Annotated in this window: 15 protein-coding genes; 8 read left to right on the forward strand and 7 right to left on the reverse strand. The window is 65.3% G+C overall.

What is annotated here, in order from left to right; all coding sequences use genetic code 11:
• The first annotated feature begins 6 nt into the window (after window positions 1-6).
• On the forward strand, window positions 7-537 hold the full coding sequence (locus tag A9D12_RS06240) for a YdcF family protein (protein ID WP_068350523.1): 531 nt from the start codon (window positions 7-9) through the stop codon (window positions 535-537).
• A complete protein-coding gene (locus A9D12_RS06245; RefSeq protein WP_068350524.1) occupies window positions 534-1,226 on the forward strand; it encodes a lysophospholipid acyltransferase family protein in 693 nt (230 codons plus the stop codon). Before A9D12_RS06240 ends, A9D12_RS06245 begins: the two co-directional genes overlap by 4 nt.
• A gap of 45 nt (window positions 1,227-1,271) precedes the next feature.
• On the opposite strand, the gene A9D12_RS06250 is transcribed toward A9D12_RS06245, so the two are convergent.
• The 3 genes from A9D12_RS06250 to A9D12_RS06260 all read right to left on the reverse strand — a co-directional run bounded on the left by A9D12_RS06250 (window position 1,272) and on the right by A9D12_RS06260 (window position 5,500).
• Window positions 1,272-3,290: a putative bifunctional diguanylate cyclase/phosphodiesterase gene (locus tag A9D12_RS06250; protein ID WP_156522809.1), complete on the reverse strand. Its 2,019-nt coding sequence runs from the start codon at window positions 3,288-3,290 to the stop codon at window positions 1,272-1,274.
• Window positions 3,291-3,497: 207 nt separating this feature from the next.
• The gene (locus A9D12_RS06255; RefSeq protein ID WP_068350526.1) at window positions 3,498-4,406 is read right to left on the reverse strand and encodes a prephenate/arogenate dehydrogenase family protein; all 909 of its coding nucleotides are present in this window, start codon (window positions 4,404-4,406) and stop codon (window positions 3,498-3,500) included.
• Window positions 4,403-5,500 (reverse strand): pyridoxal phosphate-dependent aminotransferase, encoded by a 1,098-nt coding sequence (locus A9D12_RS06260; RefSeq protein ID WP_068353815.1) that lies wholly within the window; start codon window positions 5,498-5,500, stop codon window positions 4,403-4,405. Before A9D12_RS06260 ends, A9D12_RS06255 begins: the two co-directional genes overlap by 4 nt.
• Before the next feature lie 106 nt (window positions 5,501-5,606).
• On the opposite strand from A9D12_RS06260, the gene metX reads away from it, so the two are divergent.
• Entirely contained in the window at window positions 5,607-6,704 is a 1,098-nt protein-coding gene (gene metX / locus A9D12_RS06265) for a homoserine O-acetyltransferase MetX (RefSeq protein ID WP_068350527.1), read from the forward strand.
• A complete protein-coding gene (gene metW / locus A9D12_RS06270) occupies window positions 6,701-7,291 on the forward strand; it encodes a methionine biosynthesis protein MetW (protein ID WP_068350528.1) in 591 nt (196 codons plus the stop codon). Before metX ends, metW begins: the two co-directional genes overlap by 4 nt.
• A gap of 2 nt (window positions 7,292-7,293) precedes the next feature.
• On the opposite strand, the gene A9D12_RS06275 is transcribed toward metW, so the two are convergent.
• Window positions 7,294-7,686: a VOC family protein gene (locus tag A9D12_RS06275; protein WP_068350529.1), complete on the reverse strand. Its 393-nt coding sequence runs from the start codon at window positions 7,684-7,686 to the stop codon at window positions 7,294-7,296.
• A gap of 110 nt (window positions 7,687-7,796) precedes the next feature.
• On the opposite strand from A9D12_RS06275, the gene A9D12_RS06280 reads away from it, so the two are divergent.
• From A9D12_RS06280 to A9D12_RS06295, 4 genes are all read left to right on the forward strand, one after another.
• The gene (locus A9D12_RS06280) at window positions 7,797-8,162 is read left to right on the forward strand and encodes a hypothetical protein (RefSeq protein ID WP_068353819.1); all 366 of its coding nucleotides are present in this window, start codon (window positions 7,797-7,799) and stop codon (window positions 8,160-8,162) included.
• A gap of 69 nt (window positions 8,163-8,231) precedes the next feature.
• Window positions 8,232-8,900 (forward strand): glutathione S-transferase family protein, encoded by a 669-nt coding sequence (locus A9D12_RS06285; RefSeq protein ID WP_068353823.1) that lies wholly within the window; start codon window positions 8,232-8,234, stop codon window positions 8,898-8,900.
• Window positions 8,901-8,997: 97 nt separating this feature from the next.
• On the forward strand, window positions 8,998-9,405 hold the full coding sequence (msrB, locus tag A9D12_RS06290) for a peptide-methionine (R)-S-oxide reductase MsrB (RefSeq protein ID WP_068350530.1): 408 nt from the start codon (window positions 8,998-9,000) through the stop codon (window positions 9,403-9,405).
• 151 nt (window positions 9,406-9,556) lie between these two features.
• Window positions 9,557-11,701 (forward strand): transglycosylase domain-containing protein, encoded by a 2,145-nt coding sequence (locus tag A9D12_RS06295; protein WP_068350531.1) that lies wholly within the window; start codon window positions 9,557-9,559, stop codon window positions 11,699-11,701.
• 101 nt (window positions 11,702-11,802) lie between these two features.
• On the opposite strand, the gene A9D12_RS06300 is transcribed toward A9D12_RS06295, so the two are convergent.
• From A9D12_RS06300 to hflK, 3 genes are all read right to left on the reverse strand, one after another.
• The gene (locus tag A9D12_RS06300) at window positions 11,803-13,356 is read right to left on the reverse strand and encodes a Do family serine endopeptidase (RefSeq protein WP_197489885.1); all 1,554 of its coding nucleotides are present in this window, start codon (window positions 13,354-13,356) and stop codon (window positions 11,803-11,805) included.
• Window positions 13,357-13,533: 177 nt separating this feature from the next.
• On the reverse strand, window positions 13,534-14,379 hold the full coding sequence (hflC, locus tag A9D12_RS06305) for a protease modulator HflC (protein ID WP_068350532.1): 846 nt from the start codon (window positions 14,377-14,379) through the stop codon (window positions 13,534-13,536).
• Window positions 14,380-14,383: 4 nt separating this feature from the next.
• Window positions 14,384-15,547, reverse strand: coding sequence for a protease modulator HflK (gene hflK / locus A9D12_RS06310; RefSeq protein WP_231889712.1), 1,164 nt, complete (start codon window positions 15,545-15,547; stop codon window positions 14,384-14,386).
• Window positions 15,548-15,564 lie beyond the last annotated feature (17 nt).

The following is a 15,564-nucleotide window of genomic DNA, read 5'->3' on the forward strand; positions in this document are numbered from 1 at the left end:
GGGGATATGGTGCGGCGTGCAATCTCTCTGGCTGTTCTGGTGTGGGCCATCGGGTTCCTGTGGTTTGTCGTCGCGCTGCCGCGACCGGCCGATGGCGTGCGAACCGATGCGGTGATCGTCCCCACCGGCGGACCTGGACGGATCGCGCGCGGTCTGCAGGTCCTCGACAGCGGGCAGGCGGGCAAGATGCTGGTGAGCGGGGTCGATCCCGAGGTTCGCCCGCGCGAATTCGCCGCCGAATTCGGCGTGTCCGCGCGGCGGATGGCCTGCTGCGTGACGCTGGGCTTTGTCGCTGTCGACACGAGGTCGAACGCTGCCGAAACCGCCAAATGGGTGGCGCAGAACGAGGTGCGTTCGCTGCGCCTCGTCACCACCGACTGGCACATGCGCCGCGCCGCGGGAGAGCTTGACCGGATGCTGCCCGGCCATGTCACCGTGATCCGCGATGCGGTGCCGTCGCAGCCCGACCTCGGCACGCTGTTTCTCGAATACCACAAGCTGATCGCGAGCCGCGCGGCAGGATTGGCGGATCTTTGAGCACGCTTGTCGCCGTGCTGCGATCGCTCGCGTTCTATGTCCTGTTCTATGGCGGCAGCACGGTGCTGGTGCTGGCTTCGGTGATCGCGGTGATCGCCCGCCCCAGTGCATTGCGCGCCGTGGTGGCGCGATGGGGCCACTGGCATTTGTGGTGCGTCGAACACCTGCTCGGCATCAAGGTGGTGCTCGATGGCGTTCTGCCCACGGGGCCGGTGCTGATCGCGGTCAAGCATGAAAGCTTTTTCGAAGCGATCGACACCCCGCGCCTGTTCACTGCGCCGGCGGTCTTTGCCAAGCAGGAATTGTTCCGTATTCCGGGCTGGGGCCATTCGGCGCTGGTTTACGGGCTGATCCCGGTCGCCCGCGGAGACGGCGCAAAAACGCTGCGCCACATGCTCGCGCTTGCCAAACAGCGGGTCGACGAGGGGCGCGCGCTGGTGATCTTCCCTGAAGGCACCCGGGTCGCCCATGGCAGACGGCCTCCGCTGCAGGCGGGCTTTGCCGGGCTCTACAAGTTGCTGCGGCTGCCGGTGGTGCCGATCGCGGTCGATAGCGGCGCGACCTATCACCACGTCATCAAACGTCCCGGACACATCACCTACAAGGTCGGAGAAACGATTCCGGCAGGCCTGCCGCGCCCCGAAGTCGAGGCCCGCGTGCACGCCGCGATCAACGCGCTCAACGCCTGACGCTGCGACGGCTGCCCGCGGGAGGCCGGCTCAATCTTGCCGCATTCAGGCGCGGTGGGGGTAGCGTTTCCGCAATTCGGCAAAGGCGGGAAGCATCTTGAGCCCGGATCGCAAGCCTGCCGTTCCGCCGATCTCGCGGTTGGTTTCGAGCCATTCGCGAAAACGGCGAATGCCCATCGGCCGGGCAAAGACATATCCTTGTGCAAGCGTGCAACCCAGGGTGCGCAAGGTGAGGCAGTCCTCGGTGGTTTCGACGCCCTCGGCGATGCATTCCACCCCGAGCGTGTCGCACATCGACAGAATGGCGGCGACAATCTTGCGCACCCCCGGTTCGGCAAGGTTCGCGACAAAACTGCGGTCGATCTTGATCTTGTCGATCGGCAGGCGGCTGAGGTAGCTCAGGCTCGAAAATCCGGTGCCGAAATCGTCGAGCGCGATCGATACGCCCATCGCGCGCAGCCGCTCGATATGCGCGATCGCGCGGCCATAATCCTTCATCAGCGCGGTTTCGGTAATTTCGAAGGTCACCCGTCTGGGCGCGATCTGCTGCTCGATGATCGTGCCGATCAGCATGTCGATGGTGCTGGGTGTAACGATATCGCAGGTCGACAGGTTGAACGACAGACCGATCCCCGATGGCAGCGCCTTCATGTGCGCGACGGCTTTGGCAAACAGCGTGGTGGTGATGCTGCCCATGAGATTGAGCCGTTCGGCCGCGTCGATGAACCGGGCCGGATCGATCGCACCGATGCCTGCGTTGTTCCAGCGCGCCAGCGCCTCGACCCCGCGAACCTGCGCTGTGGCAAGGCAGATGATCGGTTGCAATTCGACCCGCAGCTCGCTGGCAAGTCCGGCCGACAGCAATGCGGTTTCAAGTTCGGTTTCGGTGCGCAGGCGGGTTTCGAGATCGCTGGTGAAGAAGGCAAAGGCACCTCGGCTGTCCGCCTTGACATGATAAAGGGCATAATCCGCCCGGTCGAAGATCGACGTTGCAGTCGCACCCTCATAGGGGAACGCAGCAAATCCGATCGAGCAGCCAAGCGACAATTGATGGCCGTCGATCGCGAACGGCTGATCGAGCAGCGCTATCAGTTGATTGCCGACCGCAGCAGCTTCGGCCGCATCGCCATCCACCAGCAGCCCGAATTCGTCGCCCCCCAGCCGGGCGATCAGCAGGCTGTCGTTGGTCATCGCGCGCAGCTGCCGCGCGATATCGATCAGCAGCTGATCGCCGGTGGCGTGGCCGTAAATGTCATTGACCGGCTTGAACCGGTCGAGATCGAGGATGCCGACGACGAACGGCCTTCCGGTTTGCGCATTGTTCCGCACCCGGTCGGCCAGTTGCCCGAGGAACAATCGCCGGTTGGGCATCCCGGTCAGGGCATCGGTCATCGCAAGGCTCGCATTCTCGCCCGCCAACCGCTCGGCCTCGCCGCGCTGGACCGCAAGCTCGGCGCGCGATGTGATCAGTTCGGTGAATGCCTCGTGAGCGTTGAGCGACACCCGGATCATCAGCGTGGTTACCGTCCCGGCGATCACAGCGACGATCAGAAATGTCTCATTGCCGGTGAGCAGCTGGTAGGTTGCATAAGGCACCATGGTCAGCAGATTCACCAGAAAGGCGGCCTGCGGCAGATGCATCAGGCAGAACATGCAGCCAATTGCGGTCATCACCAGACAGATCGCCACACCGGCGCGCTGTGACGGGTCGCCATAGGCATCGAGCAGGAACGAGTAAGCCAGATAGGAGAGGCAGATCGGGATCACCGCCAGCGTCGTGCGATGAAGCAGGTTGCGGGCCTCGGCGACGCTGATCCGGTCTGGTTCGGGCAGGAAAAACAGCCAGGAGACGATCCTGAATGTGCCGATTACCACAAAGGCCGCCGACACCCCGCCGACCAGCAAGAGTGGAACATTGCCCACCATCAGACAGAAGCTGGCGAGCGCGATTATGATGAGCAGGAGATACAGCAGCGGCACCTGCCGCTTGAGATTGGCGTATTGCCCAATCAGCACATCGGGATCGTCGGAAAAGGCCCAGATTTCGCGGCGCAGCCACGGCATGCCGGACCGCGTTTCGACAGAGTGCGCGGCGTTGGAAGATCTTGCCTTGTCGTTCGACACAGGAAGCTCCGGTTGCCTGTCTGCGGGAACCGAAAGTCTAACCTGCGCCGGGCAAATGAAGCGTTAAGCGGCGCCCACGTGGCATCGCCGTGGGCGGGATTGACCATGATCTGGCCGATTGCTGCGGGCGAATGCACGCACGGATGGTCAATCCCCGTGTTCGCGCCCGAAATCGGGCCGCCCGTCATCCTGCCCCTGTTCGATGACGGCGCGGCGGATCGCGCGGGTTCGGGTGAACAGGTCGAACAGCGCCTCGCCATCGGCCGACCGGATCGCGCGCTGCATCGCGGTCAGGTCTTCGGTAAAGCGGCCAAGCATTTCGAGCACCGCGCCCTTGTTGCTGAGAAACACATCGCGCCACATCACCGGATCGGAGGCGGCGATGCGGGTGAAATCGCGGAAACCCCCGGCGGAATACTTGATGACCTCGCCCTGGGTGACATCCTCGAGATCGCTGGCAGTGCCGACGATGGTGTAGGCGATGAGATGCGGGATATGGCTGGTGACCGCCAGCACGAGGTCGTGGTGCCCTGCGTCCATCAGCTCGACCTTCGAGCCGAGCGCAGTCCAGAATTCCGAGAGAGCTTGCAATGCGCCCGCGTCGCAGCCTTCGGGCGGCGTGATGATGCACCAGCGTCCGGCAAACAGCGTGGCAAAGCCTGCGTCCGGCCCGCTCTGCTCGGTCCCGGCGACTGGATGCGCAGGGATGATGCACGCGTCCGGAAGCGCCTGCGAAAGCGCATCGGCGACCGCGGCTTTGGACGAGCCGACGTCGCTGACGATCGCGTGCGGGGCAAGGCCGGGCGCGATCGCGCGTGCGGCATCGCCCATCGCCCCCACGGGCACGCACAGGATGACCAGATCCGCGCCGCTGACCGCAGCCTCGGCGGTGTCGCACACCGTCGCCACCAGTCCGCGCTGCGCGGCGCGGGCGCGGACGGCAGGGTCGCGGTCCCAACCCGTGGTTGTGATCGGCAGGCCGCGCGCGCCGATCGCCAGCCCGATCGACCCGCCCAGCAGGCCGAGGCCAATGATCGCGACCGAGCGCACGCTCACGCGGCTTCTCCGCACAATGTCCGCAGGCAAGCGATCACGCGGGTCATGTCGTCGGTCTTGCCGATCGTGATGCGCAAGGCATTGGGCAGGCCCTGCGAGGGCAGGTGACGCACCGCATAGCCCGCATCGGAAAGCGCATCGAGCGCCGCCACCGCGGTCACCGCGCCGCTGAAATCGACCAGCAGGAAATTGGCCTCGCTCGGGCAGGCCGCGATCCCGTGGTTGCCGAGCATCGCGATGGCCCGGGCCAACCGCGCGCGTTCACGGGTGTTGTGCGCGCGGCTGGCGGCGACAAATTCCTGATCGCCCAGCGCCGCGATCGCCGCCTTCTGGCCGCTGACCGACACGTTGAACGCGCCACGCAACCGGTTGATCAGATCGATCAGGTGCGCCGCGCCCGTTACCCAGCCGACCCTTTCGGCGGCAAGACCATAGGCCTTGGAGAAAGTCCGGCTGACCAGCACGTTGTCATGCGCCGCAGCGAGCGCGAAAGCCTCGCTCTGGAAGGCGGGATCGACATATTCGCCATAAGCCTCGTCAATCACCAGCAGCACGTCCGACGGCAAGCCTGCATGCAGGCGCGCGACCTCGGACGGGGGCAGGAAAGTGCCGACCGGGTTGTTCGGATTGTCGAGCAGCACCACGCGGGTGCGGTCCGTGACGGCGGCAAGCAGGTTGTCGACGCTCGCACCGTAACCGTCGGGCTCGGCAAACACCGGCACCGCGCCGACCTTTTGCGCGAGCAGCGGATAGAGCGAGAAGGAATAGCGCGAGGCCAGCACCTCGTCGCCCGGACCGCACAGCGCCTGCACCGCGCAATGCAGCAATTCACCCGAACCGGTGCCGCACACGATCAGCGCCGGGTCGAGCCCGTGGACCTCGGCGATCTTCTCGCGCAGCAGCCGCGCATCGGGATCGGGATAGTCCGCCGCCACGTGCGCTTGTGCCAGAGCGGCGAGCGCCGCCGGGCTCGAGCCGAGCGGGTTCTCGTTTGCCGAAAGCTTGGTCAGCGGCGCGCCGCTAGCCGACCGCGACTTGCCGGGGACATAGGCATGGATCTCGGCGATCCAGGGCTTGGGTTGGGGCTTGTTCATGTGCGTGGCGCGATAACCAGTTTGCGCCCACGAATACAGCGCGAAAAAGCGCAGCAAGCGTGCGGCGATTGACATGCCGACGGCCCTCGCCCAATTCGCAAGCCCGATGAACGCCGCCCCGCTCTCCAAGGTCTTTTGCATCCCTGCGCCCTTGACGCTCGACAGCGGGCAGGTGCTCGAAGGCGGCGAAATCGGCTATGAGACTTACGGCACGCTTGCGGCGGACGCATCGAACGCGGTGCTGGTGTGTCATGCGCTGACCGGCGACCAGTATCTTGCGAGCCCGCATCCGATCACCGGCAAGCCGGGCTGGTGGGAGCGGATGGTGGGGCCGGGCAAGCCGATCGACACGAATCGCCATTTCGTGATCTGCGCCAATGTCATCGGCAGCTGCATGGGATCGACCGGCCCGGTGAGCATTGCACCCGATGGCGCGCCCTATGCGATGCGGTTTCCCGTAATCACCATCCGCGACATGGTCCGCGGGCTGGTCGCGCTGCTCGACGGGATGGGGATTGCGCGGCTGCATGCGGTGGTGGGCGGATCGATGGGCGGAATGCAGGCACTGAGCCTTGCCGCCAACTGGCCGGAGCGCGCGGCGCGGGTGCTGGTGATCGCGTCGACCGCGCGCCACTCGGCGCAGAACATCGCCTTTCACGAAGTCGGGCGGCAGGCGATCATGGCCGATCCCGCGTGGGCCGGGGGCGATTACTATGCGCTCGATGCCAAGCCCGACAACGGCCTCGCGGTGGCGCGGATGGCGGCGCACATCACCTACCTGTCCGAAGCGGGGCTGACCGAGAAATTCGGCCGCCGCCTGCAGGACCGCGAAGCCAAGGGGTTTGGCTTCGATGCTGAATTTCAGGTCGAAAGCTATCTCAGGTATCAGGGCAGCGGCTTCACCCGCCGGTTCGATGCCAACTCCTATCTCTACATCACCCGGGCGATGGATTATTACGACATCGCCGAAGAACACGGGGGCAAACTCGCCGATGCCTTTGCCGGGACGAGCGCGCGGTTCTGCCTGGTCAGCTTCGATACCGACTGGCTCTATCCTACCGCCGAAAGCCGCCATATCGTCCACGCGCTGAACGCGGCGGGCGCCAAGGTCAGCTTTGTCGAATTGAGCGCGCCGCATGGCCATGACAGCTTCCTGCTACCCCACGACCAGCTCGACCGGGTGGTAAAGGGTTTCGTGGAGTGAGCACACTGCGCCCCGATCTCGCCGCGATCGCTGCGCATGTCGTGCCGGGTAGCCGCGTGCTCGATATCGGCTGCGGTGACGGGGCGTTGATGGCGGAGCTGGAAAGCGCCAGCGGTTGCGACGCGCGCGGGATGGAGCTGGACGGCGCGCTGGTCGAACGCTGCGTGTCGCGCGGCCTCAGCGTGGTGCAGGGCGATGCCAATCTCGATCTGGCCAATTACCCTGACAAGGCGTTCGATTACGCGATCCTCAGCCAGACCTTGCAGACCGCGACCCGGCCCGACCTGATCCTCGATGAATTGCTTCGTGTGGGCCGCCGTGCCTTCGTCTCCTTCCCCAATTTCGCACATTGGCGCACCCGCGCCGCGCTGATGTTCGGCGGGCGGATGCCAGTGACCCGCGCGCTGCCGGTGAGCTGGTACGAAACCGAAAACATCCACCACGTCACGGTCGAGGATTTTCGCGAACTTGCGCGGATCAAGGGCGCGAAGGTGGAACGCGCGTGGTTCTTTTCGAACGAGAAACAGATCGGCGCGCCAGCGGCAAACTGGCGCGCCGAATTCGCGGTGTTCCAATTAAGCCGGTAAGATCAGCCCGCGCGGTGCAGCATGCAGAGCTTGTGACCGTCGAGGTCGAGCACATAACCGAGGTTCAGCGTGCCCATCGCGCCGGTGCGCGGACCCGGCGGGTCTTCGATCGACTTGCCGCCCGCAGCCACGGCCGCATCGTGAAACGCCTGCACCTGTTCGAGGCTGTCGCAGGCAAAACCGATCGTGGCACCATTGGCGCAGGCCGCAGGCTCATCGTTGATCGGCTGGCTGATCGCGAAGATCCCGCCATTATGGAACCAGAACGCGCGCTTGTGGCCGGTTGAGGCTTCGTTGATGTTGCCCGGACCTGCGCCCAAAGTGGCGAGCACCGCATCGTAGAACGCCTTGGCGCGGTCGAAGTCGTTGGTGCCGACCATTACGTGACTGAACATGGAAATGCGTCTCCTCTCATAAGACCGGTTGCGGATTAGGACGGATGGCGACAGGCGGCAATGTCGATTTCGGTAGCCAGCGGTTCAGGTGGCGCGCCATAAAGCGGGCCATGCTCACCGCGATCCTGTCCGCCGCCATGGCGCTGCAAGCTGCCCCTGCCGCGCCTGCGCCGCTTCCCGAACCCGCGCCGCTGTCGCAGGACAACCGCGCGCTGCTCCGCTGTGCTTCGGCGTTTGCGCTTGTCGCACGCGCGCAGACGCAAGGCGAGGCAGAGGCCAAGGGATGGCCCGATCTGACAGTGCGCGGCCGCGAATTCTTTGTCCGCGCGCTCGCGCAGTTGATGGACGAGACCGGGCGCGACCGGGTGGCAATCGCCGCACTCGCCAACAGCGAGGCGCAGGCGCTGGCTGCGTCCGGCGATGTGCCGCGGATCATGCCGTCATGTCTGCTGATGCTCGAGGCGGCAAAGCTCTAGCAATTCGTCCCCCGCCGCGCGCGCGCGGTGCTGGATTTCATGCGCGACTTGCGGCACAGCTTTGCGCCTATGTGGCTCCTTTACCAATTCCCGCTGTGCCCGTTCAGCCGCAAGATCCGGCTGCTTCTGAGCGAGAAGAACATCCCCTTCGAGCTGATGCGCGAAGACCCGTGGGTGGGGTCCGATCTGTTCTACAATCTCAACCCGGCGGGGCGCACGCCGGTGATCGTCAATCAGGACAAGCATCTCACCATCCCCGACAGCCGCGCGATCGCCGAATATTTCGAGGAAACGGTCGATCGCAATCCGATGATCAACGGCAGCGCCGCGCAGCGCGCCGAGATCCGGCGGTTGGTCGCGCTGTTCGACGAGAATTTCTACACCGATGTCACCGCGCCGCTGTTGTCCGAACGGATGAAGAAGCGGATTCTGCGCCAGCCGCCGGACAGCGGCGCGCTGCGCAACGCGATGAAGATGGCGCATGGCCATCTCGACTATCTCGACTGGCTGATCGACAACCGCCCGTGGGTTGCCGGTTCGACGATGAGCCTTGCCGATCTGGCCGCCGCGGCGCAGATTTCGGTCGCGGATTACCTTGGCGGGATCGACTGGACCGGACACGAGCAGACGCGCGGCTGGTATGCGGTGTTCAAGAGCCGGCCAAGCTTCCGTCCGCTGCTGACCGAGCGGATGGATGTGATCAAGCCGCCCGCACACTACGCGCTTCTGGACGGGTAAGGCAGCAGATCAGCCTGCGGCACAGGCACCGCGGCCCGGCGGGCTTGCGGATCGCAGGGGCTGACCCGATATTGGCGCCAGCCAGAGAGGAAGCTCCATGACCGACGATCCCCGCAGCCTGACCGATGCCGAATGGCGCGAACGGCTGAGCCCTGAACAATACCACATCCTGCGCGAAGCGGGCACCGAACGCGCCTTCACCGGTGAATACGACAAGTTCTACGACGAAGGCGAATACCACTGCGCCGCGTGCGGGACACAGCTGTTCTATTCGACCGCGAAATACAATTCGGGTTGCGGCTGGCCGGCCTTCACCAGGCCTGCCGATGACGACGTGATCGAAGAGCACCGCGATGTCAGCTACGGCATGGTGCGCACCGAAGTGCGCTGCGGCAAGTGCGGCAGCCATCTTGGCCATGTGTTCCCCGATGGCCCGCCCGAGCAGGGCGGTTTGCGGTACTGCATCAATTCGGCCGCGCTGGTGTTCACCCCCGATACGGATTGACGCCCTTAAATAGCGGACCGATGCGGCGGGTTGTCCGCGCCGCGGGGCCGGGCCATGCAAAGCCGGTTCACCTGCGCTAACAACTTGCCTATGCACACGTGCAAGGGTTCCGGCGTGAAGGTGCGGGTCCGGTATCAGATGGGCGCAGGTCATGTCGAGAAGGGGTGAGCAGTTGCAAAACAAGAGCGCGCGCGCGCAAAGCCGGTCGGCAGGCGGGCGTTCGGGGGGGCAGGGTGGCGGTGAGCCGTCAGCGCCCTCGCGCGGGCGCCGCTGGTTGAAGCGGGTGATCGTGTGGAGCGCCGCGCTGCTGGCGCTGGCGCTGGTGTTCCTCGGCTTTGCGGTTGCATTTGCCGCCTCGTCGCTCCCCGATTACGCCACGCTGAAGGCGACGCAGCCCGGACAGACCATCGTGATCCGGGCCCGTGACGGGCGCGAGCTGGTCGAAGTCGGGCCGAGCTTCGGCGAATGGATGCGCTACGGCGACATTCCCGACACCATGACCAACGCGATGATCGCGGTGGAAGACAAGCGGTTCCGCTCGCACTGGGGTGTCGATCCCGTCCGGATGACCGGCGCGCTGGTCGAAGGCGTCACCGGCAGCCGCGCACGCGTTGGCGGCACGTCGACCATCACCCAGCAGCTGGCGCGCAACCTGTTCCTCAACAACAACCGTTCGCTCGACCGCAAGGCGCGCGAGGCGGTCTTGGCGCTGGCGCTCGAATGGAAATTCTCGAAGGAGCAGATCCTCGAGCTCTATCTCAACAAGGTCTATTTCGGCGGGGGCGCGTACGGGATCGATTCCGCCGCGCGCAAGTTCTTCAGCCACCCCGCGAGCGAGCTCAGCGTCGGCGAAGCGGCGATCATCGCGGGGCTGGTCAAGGCGCCCAGCTCCTATTCGCCGACCGCCGACGTCCAGGCCGCGGTCGACCGTGCGCAGGTGGTGCTCGGGCTGATGCGCGAACAAGGTTACATCACCGCGGACGAAGCGCAGGTCGATGTCAGCGCGGTGCAGCTCAAGCAGCAGGACGGGCAGAATTCAGTGCGCTATTTCACCGACTGGGTGCTGCCGCAGCTCGATATCATCCTGCCCGAAACCTACGAACCGATCGAGGTGTGGACGACGCTCGATGTCGGGATGCAGCGTGCGGCCACCGCCGCGATCGAGGCCAATACGCCGGGCGGCGCGCAAGGCGCGCTGGTCAGCCTCGACCGCGACGGCGCAATCCTCGCGATGGTCGGCGGCACCGATTATGTCGCCAGCAACTACAACCGCGCGACATCCGCGCTGCGGCAGCCGGGTTCGGCGTGGAAGCTGTTCGTCTATCTCGCCGCGCTCGAAGCGGGTTACACGCCCGAAGACAAGGTGGTTGATACCCCGGTCACGATCGATGGCTGGAGCCCGCGCAATTCGAACGGGCGCAATGTCGGCGAAACATCCTTGCGCACCGCCTTTGCCTATTCGATCAACACCGTCGCAGCGCAGCTCGGCAACGAAGTCGGCTTCGGCACGGTGGCGTCGATGGCGCGGCGGTTCGGGATCAATTCGAAGATCAACACCAACCCCTCGATGGTGCTGGGATCATCCGAGATGCGCGTGATCGAGATGACGCAGGCCTTTGCCGGGGTTGCCGCGCGCGGAACGCCGCTGACGCCCTATGGCATCACCAAGGTGACCGGCGCGAGCGGCGAAGTGCTCTATCGCCGCGAAGCGCCGCGTCCGTTGCCGGGGCTGCCCGATCACGTCGTCGCCGGAATCACCGATCTGCTGCAGGCCGCGGTCCAGACCGGGACCGGGCGCGCGGCAGATATCGGGCGCCCGGTGGCCGGCAAGACCGGCACCACCTCGTCGAACAAGGACGGCTGGTTCATCGGCTTCTCGTCCGGCGTCACCACCGGGGTGTGGATGGGCCGCGACGATGCGAAGGCGGTGCCGGGCCTTCAGGGCGGGCGTGCGCCTGCGCAGGCCTTCGCCGCCTATATGCGCTATGCGGTGAAGGATCGCCCGGTCGAACAGTTCGACACCACGCTGAACCTGCCCGAATGGCAGCTCGAGCCTGACGAGGAGGCGATGTTCGGCGAGCCCGAGGACTATTACTACATCGACGAGCAGGGCAACATGGTCGAGCCCGGACGGCGCGACCCCGACCAGGCCCTGCCCGAACCCGAGGACCCGGCTGCGGCAAGCGACGATTTCCTCGAAGAGGCCACCGGAGGAGCGCTGCCGCAGAACCAGCGGCCACAGCGCGAATATCGTAAGGCCCCGCCGCTGCCTGCCTTGCGACCACCCGAATATTGAGCCGCAGGTGAGCGGCAAGGCTGCTGCTGAAAGCGACCATAAAAAAACGGCGCCGGGGTTGCTCCCGGCGCCGTTTTTAATCGATCATATGCCCGAGGCGATCAGGAACGCAGGCGAACCGCGATGAAGGCCGGCGGCGTGTTGCGGCGCTGCACCCGCAGCAGGATTGCCTCGCGCCGTTCGTTCGATGCCGCGGTGACCTGTGCCAGAAGCGCCTCGACCGAAGCGGTGGGCTGGTAATTGGCCGACAGAATGATGTCCCCGCGCCGCAGACCCTTGGCAGCGGCGTCGCCGTTGGGATCGACCGCGGCGATCACCACGCCCTTGGTTTCGACCGGCACGCCGAGCGAACGCGCGATATCCGCGCTCATCGGCATGACCTGCATCCCGAGCTTCTGCTCGATCGTCTGGTCCGACGTGCCCGGCGCCATCGGCTGCTCGGCATCGGGATCGAAGTTCTGCACCTGCGCCTGCAATTCCTGCTCGCTCGGGCGCTTGCCCAGCGTGACATTGATCGCAAGCCGCTTGCCTTCGCGCAGCACCTCCACCGGCACGGTGGTGCCGGGTTGCAGGTTGGCGACGAGGAAGGAGACGGTCTGATCCGCCGTCACGTCCTTGCCGTTGACCTTGGTGAGAATGTCGCCCGAACGCAGGCCCGCGCGCGCGGCGGGGCTGGTTTCCTCGACCACCTGCGCCAATTCGCCGCGGCGCTTGGGCAGGCCGAGCGACAGCGCCAGATCCTCGTCGAGCGGCTGCAAGCGGACACCCAGATAGCCGCGCTGGATTTCCTGGCCCGCGCGCAGCTTTTCGACGATCGGCGCGGCGATTTCGGCGGGGATCGCAAAGCCGATCCCGACGCTGCCACCCGAAGGCGAGAAGATCGCGTTATTAATGCCGATCACGTTGCCGCGCATGTCGAACAGCGGGCCGCCCGAATTGCCGCGGTTGATGCTGGCATCGGTCTGGAGGTAGCGGTCATAGGCGCCGCCCTGTCCGGTATTGCGATAGACCGCCGAGATGATCCCTGCGGTCACCGTGCCGCCAAGCCCGAAGGGATTGCCGATCGCAACCACCCAGTCGCCCACGCGCGTGGCTGCCGAATCGCCGAAGCGCACGAAGGGAAAAGTCTTGTTCGAGCGGATCTTGAGCACGGCCAGGTCCGATGCCGCGTCCGATCCGACCACGTCGGCTTCGTATTCGGTGCCATCGGCCAGCGTGACCGTGATCGATTCAAGCTTCGCGCGGGTGTCGGGCGGGTTGATGACGTGATTGTTGGTCACCACGATCCCGTCAGCCGAGATCAGGAAGCCCGAACCCAGCGACTGCGCCTCGCGGGTCTGCGGCTGGGCGTTGTTGCCGCCTTGCGCGTTGCCCTGACGGCGGTTGAACAATTCGGCAAAGGGCGTGCCGGCAAAGGGGTTGTTCTGCACTTCGACCCGCTGACGGGTGGCGATGTTGACCACGGCAGGCTGGAGCTGCGCGGTGAGATCGGCAAAGCTTGCCGGCGCGCCCTGCACGGGCACCACGCGGTTCATCACCGCGCCATCGTTCTGCGCCACCTGCGCGCCGAGCGGCGAGCCGGTGATCAGCGAGATCGCAGCACCGCCCACCAGCAGCGCACTCGAGAGTCCATACACGTATCGCACGTTGTTCACGTCCTCTTGGTCCTTATCCTGTGGTGGAATGCGCAGGAGGCCTGCGGCGTTCCGAAAAACCCTTTGCGCTGCGGGCCACAAGGCCCGGTCAGCACCCCCCAAATGGCCTTTCCGGGGCTTAACGGCGATTGAACACACGCCGCACCGGTCGCCCCGGATCGTCACTTGGTCGATGGCTCAGCGTTCGCCCTTGAACTGGCGGAAATATTCGCTGTCGTCCGAAAGCACCATCGTGCTCTGGCCTTCGCCGGCAAGGAAGGTCTGCCGGTAGCTCTGCATCGCGCGGTAGAAGTCATAGAACTGCGGGTCTTTGCCATAAGCGTCGGCATAGATCTTGGCGGCCTGCGCGCTGGCTTCGGCCTGGATGATCTGCGCGTCGCGCTGGCCTGCCGCACGGATCGTGGCCGCCTGTTCCTGGCGATCGGTTTCCATCCGCGTGAAGGCGGCATCGAGCGGGCTGCCCTCGGGAAGATCGGCCGCCTTGATCCGCACGTCGAGCACCTGCGCGCCATAATTGCGCGCCTGCCGGTCGAGCGTGGCGGTGATGTTAGTCATCGCGGTGCCGCGTTCTGCGTTGATCAGCGTGGCAAAGGGGATGCGGCCCAGTTCCTGCCGCAGCACCGAGGTGAGGATCGGCAGCAATTGCGCTTCGAACTGCCGCTCGGTTCCAGCGCGTTCGACCAGCTTGACCGGATCGATGATGCGATAACGCGCATAGGCATCGACCTGAAGGCGCTGCTGGTCGGCCGAAAGCACCTGTGTGCGCTCCATGTCGATGTCGAGCACGCGGCGGTCGATCATCCGCACCTGTTCGTAGACGGGAATGCGGAAATTGATCCCCGCACCGGTCTGGCCATAAGGCACTTCGGGCCGGAACTGGTTGAAGGTGCGTACCGGCTTACCGGCAGCGATCACTACCGCCTGATGCGTTTCGGGCACGATCACCATGCTTGCCAGCAAGGCGGCCGCCACTGCGACGGCACCGATGACGAGGTTGCGCGGATTCTGAAGCACGCGGTTCATGTCCTTACTGCCCCTGCTGCTGGGTGGGCTGGGCTTCGGCCCGCCGCTTGAGTTCGGGAAGCGGGAGATAAGGCGTGACATTGCCGGATTCGACAATCGTCTTGTCGGTCTTGGACAGGATCTGCTCCATGGTCTCGTAATAGAGCCGGCGGCGGGTCACTTCGGGCGCCATCCGGTATTCCTCGTAGATGTCGTTGAATTCGCTCGCATCGCCCTGCGCGCGGGCAAGCACCTGCTGCGCAACCGCGCGCGCGCGGTTGAGGTTGGCATCGGCGTCCTGCTGGGCGCTGGATACGTCCTTGAACGCTTCTTCCACGCGTGAGGGCGGGTCGACCTTGTTGATTTCGATCCCCTGCACACTGATGCCCGAACGATAGGCATCGAGCCGCGCCTGCATCGCGGCGCGTACGTCCTGTTCGACTTCGGCGCGGCCGGCCCCGGTCAGTACCGAGTCCAGATTTTGCCGCGCCACGGCGGCCCGCATCGCGGCCTCGCCGATTTCGAGCAGGGCATTGCGCGGATCGTTGAGCTGATACTTGTAGAGCGCCAGGTCCGAGATGTTCCAGCGGATGAGATAGGAGAGATCGACCAGGTTCTGGTCGCCCGTCAGGATCAGTTTTTCGGTCTTGGTGCCGGGCACTTCCTCGAGCCGGACCTGCGTGACGTTTTCCTTTTCAACCATCTGCAGCGGCCAAGGCGCAGTGATCTGGAGCCCGCTGTCGAGCGTGCCCGAATACTTGCCGCCCATCCAGGTCACCACGGCCTGTTCGCCGGGCTGGATCAGATGGAAGCTGGTGACGCCGACCCACAGCAGCGCAACCCCGCCGATGATGAACGGCACCCAGCTTTTGCCGTCGGCGCGTTCGGGCAGGCGGAAACCGGGCCCGCCACCGCCGCCGTTGCCGCCGGTCCGGCGCGGGCCTTCGGGACCGCGGCCCTTGAAGATGTCCTCGATGCTGGCCGAACGCCGCTTTCCGGGTTCGGCCCCGCTGCCGGGGAGCCAAGGATTGCGCGGGCCGCGCGGTTCGTTCCCGCCGCCATCGCTGGATGGTCCGTCTCCCCCCGGCGCTTCGTTGCCGCCCGTGCCGCCCCAGGGGTTCTTGCCGGCCATAGCGAGGCCCTTGAGACCTGCGCCAAGGCGATATTTCCAGCCATCCGTTCTCTGCATGGCTCATGTATAGGCAC

Source organism: Erythrobacter neustonensis (genome assembly GCF_001663175.1).
Classification (GTDB): domain Bacteria; phylum Pseudomonadota; class Alphaproteobacteria; order Sphingomonadales; family Sphingomonadaceae; genus Erythrobacter; species Erythrobacter neustonensis.